This window comes from Komagataeibacter sp. NFXK3, from assembly GCF_054182245.1.
Map to the genome: position 1 here is coordinate 92,660 of NZ_JAPIVJ010000004.1, position 11,259 is coordinate 103,918.

Here is an 11,259-nt window from a genome sequence, read left to right on the forward strand (position 1 = left end):
GGCGCGACGGGGCAGGCGTGGTCATGCCCCCCCGCGCACCACGGGAATGTCGAGATCGCGGATCTTCTTGCGCAGCGTATTGCGGTTCAGCCCCAGCATGGCGGCGGCGCGGATCTGGTTGCCGCGCGTGGCCGAGAGCATCATGGCAATGAGCGGGCGCTCCACCTCGGCAATCACCTTGTCATAGATATCGCTCATGGGCATGTCATCCTGCCCCGCGCCCGCGGCGAGGAAGCGCTTGAGGTGGCGCTCGACCGCCTCGGCCAGGGTTTCGGTGCTGCCGCCCCCCTCGCCCGGCGCGCCGCTGCTGCTGACTTCAGCCAGTTCGGCATCGATGATGTCGGCCCCGATGCTTTCCTGCGGGTGGAGTGCGGTGATGCGGCGCATCAGGTTTTCAAGCTCGCGCACGTTGCCCGGCCAGCGATAGGCCTGCAGGCGGGCCATCGCCGCCTCATCGAGCACGCGCACGTTGCCCGCGCCATCGGCGTTCTCATTAAGGAAGTGGCGCGCGAGCAGCGGAATGTCCTCCACCCGCTCGCGCAGGGGCGGCAGGCGCATGGGCACCACGTTCAGGCGGTAGTACAGGTCCTCGCGGAAGTTGCCTTCACGGATCGCCTGGCGCAGGTCGCGGTGGGTGGCGGCGATGATGCGCACGTTGGCGCGGATGGGCACGGTGCCGCCCACGGTGGTGAACGCGCCATCCTGCAGCACGCGCAACAGCCTTGTCTGGGCCTCGGGCGGCATGTCGCCAATCTCATCGAGGAACAGCGTGCCGCCCGCCGCCTGCTCGAAGCGGCCCGCCACCCGGCTCGTCGCCCCCGTAAAGGCCCCGCGCTCATGGCCGAACAGTTCGCTCTCGATCAGGTTGCGCGGAATGGCGGCCATGTTGATGGCCACGAACGGCCCCGCCCGGCGCGGCCCGTAATCATGCAGGGCGCGGGCGACGAGTTCCTTGCCGGTGCCGCTCTCGCCCGTAATCATCACGGTCAGGTCCGATGTCGTGAGCCGGGCGATGATGCGGTAGATGTCCTGCATCACCACCGAGCGCCCGATGAGCGACATCTGCTCCTCAGGCCGGGGGGCCACCACCGCAGGCTGCACCGGCATGGCGGGGGTGGCCAGCGCGCGGGCGACAACGGCCAGCACTTCCTTGAGGTCAAAGGGCTTGGGCAGGTATTCGAACGCGCCGCGCTGGGTGGCCTTGACCGCCGTCATGAGCGTGGACTGGGCACTCATCACCACCACGCGCAGGTCGGGGCGGATGCGGCGGATACGCGGAATGAGGTCGAGCCCGTTCTCGTCGGGCATGACCACGTCGGTAATCACGAGGTCGCCCTCGCCTTCCTCCACCCACTGCCACAGGGTGGAGGCCTGGGCCGTGGCGCGGACCTGATAGCCCGCGCGGCCAAGCGCCTGGCTCAGCACCGTGCGGATGGAGCGGTCATCATCGGCAACAAGAATGGTCGGCAGCGACATACGCTATAAATCTCTCAACTCTGGCAGGGCTTCAGGGCGTGCCACGGTCTTCGGTCACGACAGGCAGGTGCAGCAGGACCTCGGTGCGGCCGGGGCGGCTTTCCACCTCGATCACGCCGCCATGGTCGCCCACGATCTTGCCCGCCAGCGCCAGCCCCAGCCCGCTGCCCGTGGTCTTGGTGGTGAGGAACGGCTCGAACAGGTGCGGGCGGATGTTCTCGGGAATGCCCGGCCCGTTATCGCGCACCGAAACCAGCAGCGGCAGTTGCACGCGCTGACTGCCCGCCCCGGTGGAAACCCAGATGCCGGGGCGGTAGCTGGTGGTGAGCGTGATCTGTGGCGGGGCGTCGCCCTCGGGGTGGTCGTGCAGGGCCTCGGCGGCGTTTTTCACCAGGTTGAGCAGCACCTGCACCAGCTGGTCGCGGTTGCCCCATACCGGCGGCAGCGAGGGGTCATAGACTTCCTCGAAGCGGATATCGGCGGCAAAGCCCTGCTGGGCCAGCCTGCGCACATGCTCGAGCACGCGATGGATGTTGACCGGCCTGCGCTCGAGCGGCCGGTCGCTGAACATGTCCATCCGGTCCACAAGGTCGCGGATGCGGTTGACCTCGTCCTGGATCAGCACGGCCAGTTCGCGGTCTGACTCGCCCACCGAGGTTTCGAGCAGTTGCGCCGCCCCCCTTATGCCCGAGAGCGGGTTCTTGACCTCATGCGCCAGAATGGCCGCCATGCCCGCAACGCTGCGCGCGGCCGAGCGGAAGGTGAGCTGGCGGTCCAGCACCTTCACGGCCGAGAAATCATGGAATGTCAGCGCGACCGAGCCGGGCTCCTCCATCACGGGCGCGCCCTGCACGGTCACGCCCTCGTGGCGCAGGCGCGGGCTTTCAAGCGTGACCTCGTGCTCGACCACGGTATGGTCCTGGGCGCGCACCTGTTCCATCAGCAAAAAGAGCGGGCTGTCACCGGGCAGGATATCGGTCAGGCGCATCTGCACCAGATGCGCGCGCGACATGCCAAAAAACGGCTCGGCGGCGCTGTTGACGTAGCCGATGGCGTTATCGGCGCGCACCACCACCACCGGCAGGGCCAGCGAATCGAGTATGACCCGCCCGTTGCCCGTTACGTTATCGGGCGCGCAGGGTACATGGCCGGAAGGTGCGGGCGGGGTCTGGTTCATGCCGCGCGCGCTGCGGCCCTTTCCGCCTCCACGGTGGAGGGGCGCGGCCCGCGCACATGGCCTGCCGCAATCTGCCCGTCATAGAATTCATGGATCATGCCGACCACGCCATCGACCGTGTCCATCTTGTTCACGGCAGCGCGGAACCCCGCCGAGCCCGGCAGGCCCGCCGAGTACCATGACACATGCTTGCGCGCCAGCCGCAGGCCGGGATGGGCGCCAAAATGGTCGATCATCATGCCGTAATGCCTGAGCACGATGGCCTTTTCCGCCACCAGGTCCGGCTCGGGAATATCCTCGCCATGCATGAGCGCGCGCGCCACCTGGGCCAGGAACCACGGGCGGCCATAGCAGCCGCGCCCGATCATGACACCCTGCGCGCCCGAGCGCTCCAGCGCCACGCGGGCATCCTCCACGCTCAGGATATCGCCATTGACGATGACCGGCAGGTCAACCGCATCGACCACGTTGCGCACGAAATGCCAGTCCGCCGTGCCGTTATAGAACTGCTGGCGGGTGCGGCCATGCACGGTTACCATGCGAATGCCCGATTCCTGTGCAATCCGGGCCAGTGTGGGGGCGTTGAGGCTGTTATGGTCCCAGCCCATGCGCATCTTGAGTGTTACGGGCACATTGACCGCGCGCACCACGCCCTCAAGCAGGCGGCCGGCATGGGCCTCGTCACGCATCAGGGCGGAGCCTGCAAGCTGGCCCACGGCCACCTTCTTGACCGGGCAGCCGAAATTGATGTCGATGATGTCCGCCCCGCGATCAACCGCGATCCGTGCCGCCTGACCCATCGCCTCGGGGTCGCACCCAGCAAGCTGGACCGAATTGGGGCCATCATCGGCCACTTCGGCCATGCGCAGCGTGGTCTCGTTCTCGCGGATCATAGCCCATGACGCGATCATCTCCGACACGACCAGCCCCGCGCCGAGGCTGCGCGCCAGCCTGCGGAACGGCAGGTCGGTCACCCCCGCCATGGGTGCGAGAATGACCGGCGCCCTGAGAATGACCCCGCCACCCAGATCAATGGGCGAGAGCAGTTGAGACGACATGAAACCCTACTTCCCCGCTGGCTTTCCAGCCGCATGCGGCAATGTGGAAACGGGCCAGCTACATTATCCATCAAGAATGCTTATGATTTAGGCAGAATACCTGCTCCCGCCGCCCCGTGCAATCAGCTTCGGGGCACGCAACGAACATTTTTGCCCGATTGTGACACCCCGAAAGGGCGGCCGGAACAGCCCCGACATTGCCCCTGCCCGCGCACAATGCTTGACGCGCGGCCCACATGGCCGCATTGCTCCGCATCATGCGTGTTGCAGCCATTCTTCTCGCCGCGGGCCAGGGCAGCCGGTACAGCGCCCAGACCGCGACCCCAGTCGCCAAGCAGTATGTCACGCTCGGCGGCTGGCCCGTCATCCGCCACGCGGCGGATGCCCTTGCCCCTCATGTCGGCCTCATCCAGCCGGTGGGCGATCCAGCCCTGCTGGCCCGTGCGCTTGAAGGCTTTGCGCCCGAGGGCTGCGCGGTCCTGCCCGTGGTGCCCGGTGGCGAGACGCGCCAGGCCAGCGTGCGCGCAGGCCTTGAGGCGCTTGACCGCCTGCCCGGGGGCGAGCGCCCCGACCTGGTACTGATCCATGACGGCGCGCGGCCCTACGTGCCCGCCAGCGTGACCGAGGGCGTGATCGCGGCGCTGGCCGGGCATGCGGGCGTGATCCCCGCAGTGCCCGTGGCCGACACCATCAAGCGCGCGAAGGATGGCATCATTACCGATACCGTGCCGCGCACCGACCTGTTCCGCGCCCAGACGCCACAGGGCTTCCGCTTCGGGCTGCTGCGCGACCTGCACCGCGCGGCCGAAGCCGCCGATGCCACCGATGACGCCGCCCTGCTGGAAAAGGCGGGCCACCCCGTAGCCATCGTGCCGGGTGCGGAAGACAACATCAAACTGACCTACAAGGAGGATCTGGTGCGACTGGAACGCCTGATCGGCCCGACCCTGCTGCCGCGCACCGGCACGGGCTACGACGTGCATGCCTTTGCCGAGAACCGCCCGCTCATCATGTGTGGCATCAACGTGCCGCACACGCGCGGCCTTGCGGGCCACTCCGATGCGGATGTGGGCATCCATGCGCTGTGCGACGCCATTTACGGCGCCCTGGCCGAGGGTGACATTGGCCGCCACTTCCCGCCCAGCCAGAATGAATGGAAGGATGCCGACAGCGCGCGCTTTCTGGTGCATGCAGGCGAGCGCATCCGCCAGCGCGGGGGCATGCTGGTCAACGCCGATGTCACGCTGATCTGCGAGCGCCCCAAGATCGGCCCGCATTCCGAGGCAATGCGCGCCCGCCTTGCCGAGCTGCTCAAGGTTGATGTCGACCGCATCTCGGTCAAGGCCACCACCTCCGAGCGCCTCGGCTTTACAGGCCGCGAGGAAGGCATTGCCTGCCTGGCCAGCGCCACGGTGCTGGTGCCCTGAGGCGGGGATAAAACAGAAATAAAAGTTTTTGGATGCTGCCTTTATTCAGGAAGGCAGCATTTTTTTTGAAGCTTTTGATTTTCTCGATGGCTTGAGTGATCCGTCACGGTCAATGTCAGGATCGTCACCGTCGCTGGCAAACAGGTCCTGGCCCTTGCATATGGAGAAGCGCCCCCTGGCCCTGCCGCCATCCACCTGATTGCCGAGACTTTCGGGGGAGGAGATGGGTGTTGTCTCACTACCCAACCATGTGGGTCGGCGGGCAGTCCTGTAACAGTAGGCGTTTTCACACGCCCCGGCAGAGCTGGAGGAAGCGCGCCGCATCCTCCACCTCCACAGCCTGCCCGCGCAGGGCTTCGAGCAGTTTCGCGTCCTCGCCCCATGTTTCCATCTGGCTGCGCTCGTCCACACTGGCAATCCCGGCGGCCTTTGCCGCAGGCAGCGCACCGGTCACGACCATAAGCCCCAGTACGATGCTTTTCATCGCGGGCACCATCACGCCAAGAGCTGCCAGAGTGGCGTTATCCATCGGCGTCAGCAGCGCCCGCCATGCGTGATGCACGGCGGGTGACTGCACGAGCGGCATGATGCCCGTCGTGACCGCCATGTCGATGCCATGGCGCGCGCGCAGCCATGCAAGCGGCGGGTCCCACTGTGCCTGCTGCTGCCGGCACAGGGGGGCCGGATAATCGGCGCGGTAGCATAGCAACTCGCCATCCACATAATGCAGCAGGGCCGCAACCTGCGCTGCCGGGTCGGGGGCCACGCGCTCGATCATGGTGCCCGCGATGCGGGTCATGGGCAGGTCATCGGGCGTGAAATGGCCGCCCTTTTCCCCGCCTGCCTTCATCCATTCATCGGCAATGGCCTGTGCCAGCGCGCGCGATGGCACGCACAGCGCCGTGCCGCCGGGCAGGCGGATGCCCCGCCCGTCGAGCTCCACCGTAAAGCCGCCCCCGGCAACCGGGCTGATCGCAGCCGTGACCCAGAACCGCCGACGCAGGCCCGCGGTCTGGGGCGTGGGGGGGCGTACGCCATCCTTCATCATTTCAGGATGCCCAGCCCCTTGAGCAGGCCGCCCACCTTTTTCACGTCGGGCGAGGCCTTGGAGTTGCCAATCAGGCCAGCCGCGCCATTGGCGCCGCCTTCCGCCTTGGGCGCTGCCGTGGTGGGTTCGGGGCCGGTTGCGCCCTCACGCGCGGCCTTGAGGGTGGCCGGGCAGGGATCGGCCACGGCATTGCTGTTTGAGCCACCAAGCAGCAGGCCGATGGCATAACGCCCGTCGGAGCCCGCATCCATCTTGGGGCGCGGCGCACCGAGCGTGCCGCCCACGCGCAGCGGCACGGAGGCCCCGGTGCCGCTGATCATGAGCTGCGGCACCAGGTGCAGGTCAAGCGCCTGCGACACCATGCCCACCGTGCCCTTGCCGGTCACGGTCAGCGCATTGGTCTGCACGCCGATGGTATCGACATTGGCCGTGCCATCGGCCATGGCCATGTGCAGGCCGAAGCAGCGCAGCGCGATCGGGCCGGAGCCCAGCGCGCCCCGCGCGGCATCACCAAGCATCTCGCCCAGCGCGCTGCCGCTGACCGTGCCATTGACCATCGACACGCCCAGGTGCCCGTTCATGCCGTTACGCAGTTCGGTGCGGGTGTTGCCCTGCGTCCTGACCGAACCGACCACCTGCAACGCACCCTGCACCATGTTCGAAAGCCCGGCCTTGCTCTCCAGCCAGGCGGCGGGCAGCACCAGCGTGCCGATGGTGCCCGAAACGGTGGGGGTCTTGCCCGCAGTGGCATCCACCTCGAACTGCCCCGACAGGTGGCGGCCCGTGCCCTCGGCCTGCAGGGGGTCAACCTTCAGCACGCCGCTGCGCAGGTTGATATGGGTCAGGGCATTGCGGTACGTATCGCCCTCGAATTCCATCTGCGCAACCGTCAGGCGCAGGTCCATGTCCAGCTTGCGCAGTTCATCAAACGGCAGGGCGTCATCATTCGCCTTGGTCTGCGCGGGCGCCGCCGTCACCTTTTTCGCATCCGCCTGCGCGGGCGGGCCCATCAGGGCATCGGCATTGAGCCAGCTTGCATCGATCGTGCCACTGACCAGCGGCACCCCGCCCGCGCCACCATGCACGGACAGGTCAAGCCCGCCCTTGAGCGCAAGCTGCGTGCTCTTGACCACCAGATCGGAAAGCTGGAAATGCGCGCCGTTATCCTCGCTCACCAGATGGGTCGAGGCATCAAGATGATCGAGCACCGCGCCATTGGGCAGCGGCAGCTGGCCTGCCGTGGCCGTGACATTGACCACCGCGCGCGAGCCGCCCAGCGTGCCCGCCACCCGCAGCGAACCCGGATCGCCCGACAGGTCGAGCGACAGCGGCAGCGCCTCGGCAAGGTGCGACATCACCGCCGCGTCAAGTTGCTGGAGCGAGCCGAGGGTTCCGGTCAGCTTCAGCCCCTTGCCCTGCCACTGGCCCTGGCTGTTGATGGTGACCGCATCCTTGGGCCCCGGCGCATCGATCGACAGGCCCTGCAGGGTCAGGCCCGACAGGTACTGCCCCGCATCGACCGCGCCCGTGTCGAGGTGCAGGGAGTTGAGCAGCGGCACGCTGCCTTCCTTGTCGGCGGCACTCCCGTCAACCACATTGGCCTTGAGGGTGAGGCGGCGGACGTCGGGCAGGCTCAGCCCCGGCACAAAGGCGTCGATCGCCTTGAGGCTGGCGATGTTGCCATCAACCGTGACGTTGTAGCCCTTCATGTGGTCGGGATCGGCCACGGTGCCATCGAGCGCAAGCTGGCCCACCTGCTCGCCGCCTGCCTTGAAGGCCGCCTTGAGCGCCACCGGCCAGCCGGAGCGCGCGGTGGAGGTGAGGTTGATCGACCCCGTATGCCCCGCCAGCGTGAAGCTGCCGGTATCATTATGGCCCGCCACGTCGATCTCGGGCTTGCTGCCATCCACATCGGTCAGGTTGATGTGGTCGAGCACGACCTTGCCCTTGCTGCCTGAAAGGCGGTCATCCCAGTCCACATCGGCATTGCTGATGCGGATACTGCCGATCTGCACCTTCCAGTCCGATGCCGCCTGCTGGGTCGTGGCATCCGGCTTTGCGGTGGCCTGCGCGCCGGTGGGGGTGAGGCGCCAGTTGGCCATGCCCTGTTCGGTGCGCTCGAGGTGGATGACCGGATGGTCGAGCTTCAGGCCATCAAGCTGGATCTCGTGGTGCAGCAGCGCCATCAGGCCCACGCTGGCCTGCAGGCTGTCCGCCGTGACCATGTCGGTATAGGCCCCGCCCGCCATGTCAGACAGGCCCACATCCTTCACGGAAAGCGAAAGGGTGGGGAAAACGCTGAACTCCAGCGCGCCCATGCGCACCTGGCGGCCGGTCTGTTTTTCAATCGCGGCAATGGCCTTGGCGCGCACGGCATCGGGGTCGAGCATGGATTTGAGCACCAGCCCCCCGCCGCCCGCTATCACCACAAGGGCGACCGCGCCCCCGATCAGGATCCGTTTTGCATTTCCGTTCTGTGCCATTTTACTTCCTGTCCTGTGGTGCCGGGCGGCGTTATTTGCGCCGGGCCGGTGCGGCGGCCGGGGCAACAAACCCGATCTGCCTGAATGTCTCGCGCATGTGGGGCGAAAGCTCCGCCTCGACCACCAGCGTGCCGCCTGCGGGGTGCGGCAGTTCCAGCCTGCGGGCATGCAGGTGCAGCCTGTCGGCAAATCCGGTGACATGCGCCTTGTCACCACCATATTTCGGGTCGCCCAGTATGGGGTTGCCCAGCGCCTCGCAATGCACGCGCAGCTGGTGGGTGCGGCCTGTCAGCGGCGAGAGTGCGAGCCACGACATCTTGCGCGCCGCTGCATCAAGCACCTCGTATTCCGACAGGGCATGCACCGCATCCGCATCACCCCGCTCGGCCACCACGCTGATGGCCCCTGCTCCCGCGCCCAGCTTGGTCAAAGGCTGGTCGATGATGCCGGTGGCAGGCGACGGCCGCCCCACCACCACGGCCCAGTAAACCTTGTGCACGTCACGCCCGCGAAAGGCGGCGGCCAGCTTGGCGGCCACACCCGGCGTGCGGGCGACCAGCAGCAGGCCCGACGTATCACGGTCAATGCGGTGGACAAGGCGGGGACGCGGGTCATCGGCGTTTTCACGCAGGCCTTCGAGCAGCGCGTCGATATGGTGGGTGATGCCGGGGCCACCCTGCACGGCAATGCCTGCGGGCTTGTTGAGCACGATCAGATGGTCATCGCGGTAGATGACCATCTCGTTGATCTCGCGTACCTGCCGCTCATCAAGCGGCCTGACCGCGAGCGGCGGCGGCCGGTTGGCATTGGGTATGGGCGGCACGCGCACGGCCTGCCCGGGTGCGAGCCGGGTGGCGGCGGTGGCGCGCCTGCCATCCACGCGCACCTGCCCCGTGCGGCACAGCTTTTGCAACGCGCCCTGCGTCAGGTGCGGGTAATGCCTGCGGAACCAGCGGTCGAGGCGGATATCGGCTTCGTCATCGCTGACGGTAAGGGTAACGACACTCATGACCCACGGCTTTCGCGCACTCTGTTCCAACTGTCCAGCCGTCGCGCGACTTCGCGTTCATATCCCCGGTCGGTCGGCTGGTACAGTTTCGGCCTGCGCATGCCATCGGGGAAGTAGTTCTGCCCCGATATGCCGCCCTCCGAATCATGGTCGTATTCGTAGCCCTTGCCGTAGCCGATATCCTTCATCAGCGTGGTGGGCGCGTTGAGAATATGGGCTGGCGGCATGAGGCTGCCGGTAGCACGCGCGGCCCGGCGGGCCATGTTGTAGCCCTTGTATACCGCATTCGACTTGGGCGCCGTGGCCAGATGCACCACAAGCTGCGCCAGTGCCAGTTCGCCCTCCGGCGAGCCAAGGCGCTCGAAGGTCTCCCATGCTGCAACCGCCAGCGGCAGGGCGTGGGGGTCGGCCATGCCCACGTCCTCGGCGGCGAAGCGGGTGAGCCTGCGGGCGATGTAGCGCGGGTCCTCGCCGCCTTCGAGCATGCGGGCAAACCAGTAGAGTGCGGCATCGGGGTCGGAACCGCGCAGGGATTTGTGCAGCGCCGAGATGAGGTTGTAATGCTCCTCGCGGTCCTTGTCGTACAGCGCCGCGCGGCGGGCGAGCAGGCGTGACAGGGCGGCGGGGTCAAGCGCCTCGCGCTGCGGCGGCAGGGCAAGAAGCTGCTCGACCATGTTGAGCAGGTAGCGCCCATCCCCATCGGCCATGGCGCGCAGGGTGGCGCGGGCCTCGGGCGTGAGCGGCAGGGGCCTGCCGGTGGTAGCCTCGGCGCGGTCGAGCAGCTGCTCCATCGCCGCATCATCCAGCCGGTGCAGCACCAGCACCTGGCAGCGTGAGAGCAATGCGCTGTTGAGCGCAAAAGAGGGGTTCTCGGTCGTGGCCCCCACCAGCACCACGGTGCCATCCTCCACCACCGGCAGGAAGCCATCCTGCTGGGCGCGGTTGAAGCGGTGGATCTCATCAACGAATAAAAGCGTGCCACCGCCCGAGGCCGCCGTGCGCCGGGCTTCCTCGAACGCGCGCTTGAGGTCGGCAACACCTGAGAACACGGCCGAAAGCTGCACGAAGCGCAGGCCCGCGGCGGCGGCCAGCAGGCGGGCGATGGTGGTCTTGCCCACGCCCGGCCCGCCCCACAAAATCAGGCTGGCAAGCGAGCCACGGGCCAGCATCTGGCGCAGGCTGCCATCGGGGCCGAGCAGGTGGTCCTGACCCACCACCTCATCAAGCGTGGTGGGGCGCAGGCGGTCGGCCAGGGGCTGGTTGCGGGCGGGCTGGGCGGAAGGCGCCTGCGGAAATGCGACCGGGCCACGCGCGGAGGGCTGCGGAGCCGCATTGCCAAACAGGTCTGCCGGGCTATCATCCATGCTGTCTCGCCTGCCTGCCATGTGCTCCTGCCTGTAGGTGGTGCAATCGTACCCCATTATGGGCTGTATCTGCATAAATTGGGAAGCATCATGGCCAATACCAGTCCCGGCTGCATGATACTGGCGATGTTATCTTGAAAAACGGGGGCTTTTGAAGCTTTTTGAAAAAAGCTTCACCAGAAACTTCCTTCCGGTTTTGGGCTGGTTTACAGGCTGG

At 67.0% G+C, this 11,259-nt stretch carries 8 protein-coding genes; 1 reads left to right on the forward strand and 7 read right to left on the reverse strand.

Annotated features, from left to right (window positions below):
- Positions 1 to 21 precede the first annotated feature (21 nt).
- The 3 genes from ntrC to dusB are packed head-to-tail and all read right to left on the reverse strand — an operon-like array spanning position 22 to position 3,711.
- Positions 22 to 1,476: a nitrogen regulation protein NR(I) gene (gene ntrC, locus OQZ28_RS06000; protein WP_130730154.1), complete on the reverse strand. Its 1,455-nt coding sequence runs from the start codon at positions 1,474 to 1,476 to the stop codon at positions 22 to 24.
- 31 nt (positions 1,477 to 1,507) lie between these two features.
- Positions 1,508 to 2,653 (reverse strand): two-component system sensor histidine kinase NtrB, encoded by a 1,146-nt coding sequence (locus OQZ28_RS06005; protein WP_130730155.1) that lies wholly within the window; start codon positions 2,651 to 2,653, stop codon positions 1,508 to 1,510.
- Positions 2,650 to 3,711, reverse strand: a complete 1,062-nt coding sequence (dusB, locus tag OQZ28_RS06010; protein WP_130730156.1) for a tRNA dihydrouridine synthase DusB — start codon at positions 3,709 to 3,711, stop codon at positions 2,650 to 2,652. The genes OQZ28_RS06005 and dusB overlap by 4 nt, the downstream gene beginning before the upstream one ends.
- Before the next feature lie 257 nt (positions 3,712 to 3,968).
- On the opposite strand from dusB, the gene ispF reads away from it, so the two are divergent.
- Positions 3,969 to 5,138 carry a 2-C-methyl-D-erythritol 2,4-cyclodiphosphate synthase gene (ispF, locus tag OQZ28_RS06015; protein WP_458135573.1) on the forward strand — a complete coding sequence of 390 codons (1,170 nt, stop codon included), beginning with the start codon at positions 3,969 to 3,971 and terminating at the stop codon, positions 5,136 to 5,138.
- Between the two features lie 286 nt (positions 5,139 to 5,424).
- Here ispF and OQZ28_RS06020 read toward each other — a convergent pair whose 3' ends face one another.
- From OQZ28_RS06020 to OQZ28_RS06035, 4 genes are read right to left on the reverse strand one after another with little or no spacing between them, the layout of a single operon-like run.
- Entirely contained in the window at positions 5,425 to 6,186 is a 762-nt protein-coding gene (locus tag OQZ28_RS06020) for an ATP12 family chaperone protein (protein WP_458135477.1), read from the reverse strand.
- Positions 6,183 to 8,669 (reverse strand): AsmA family protein, encoded by a 2,487-nt coding sequence (locus OQZ28_RS06025; RefSeq protein WP_458135478.1) that lies wholly within the window; start codon positions 8,667 to 8,669, stop codon positions 6,183 to 6,185. Before OQZ28_RS06025 ends, OQZ28_RS06020 begins: the two co-directional genes overlap by 4 nt.
- A gap of 31 nt (positions 8,670 to 8,700) precedes the next feature.
- The gene (locus tag OQZ28_RS06030; protein ID WP_458135479.1) at positions 8,701 to 9,678 is read right to left on the reverse strand and encodes an RluA family pseudouridine synthase; all 978 of its coding nucleotides are present in this window, start codon (positions 9,676 to 9,678) and stop codon (positions 8,701 to 8,703) included.
- Positions 9,675 to 11,063, reverse strand: coding sequence for a replication-associated recombination protein A (locus tag OQZ28_RS06035; protein WP_458135480.1), 1,389 nt, complete (start codon positions 11,061 to 11,063; stop codon positions 9,675 to 9,677). The genes OQZ28_RS06030 and OQZ28_RS06035 overlap by 4 nt, the downstream gene beginning before the upstream one ends.
- Between the last annotated feature and the right edge of the window lie 196 nt (positions 11,064 to 11,259).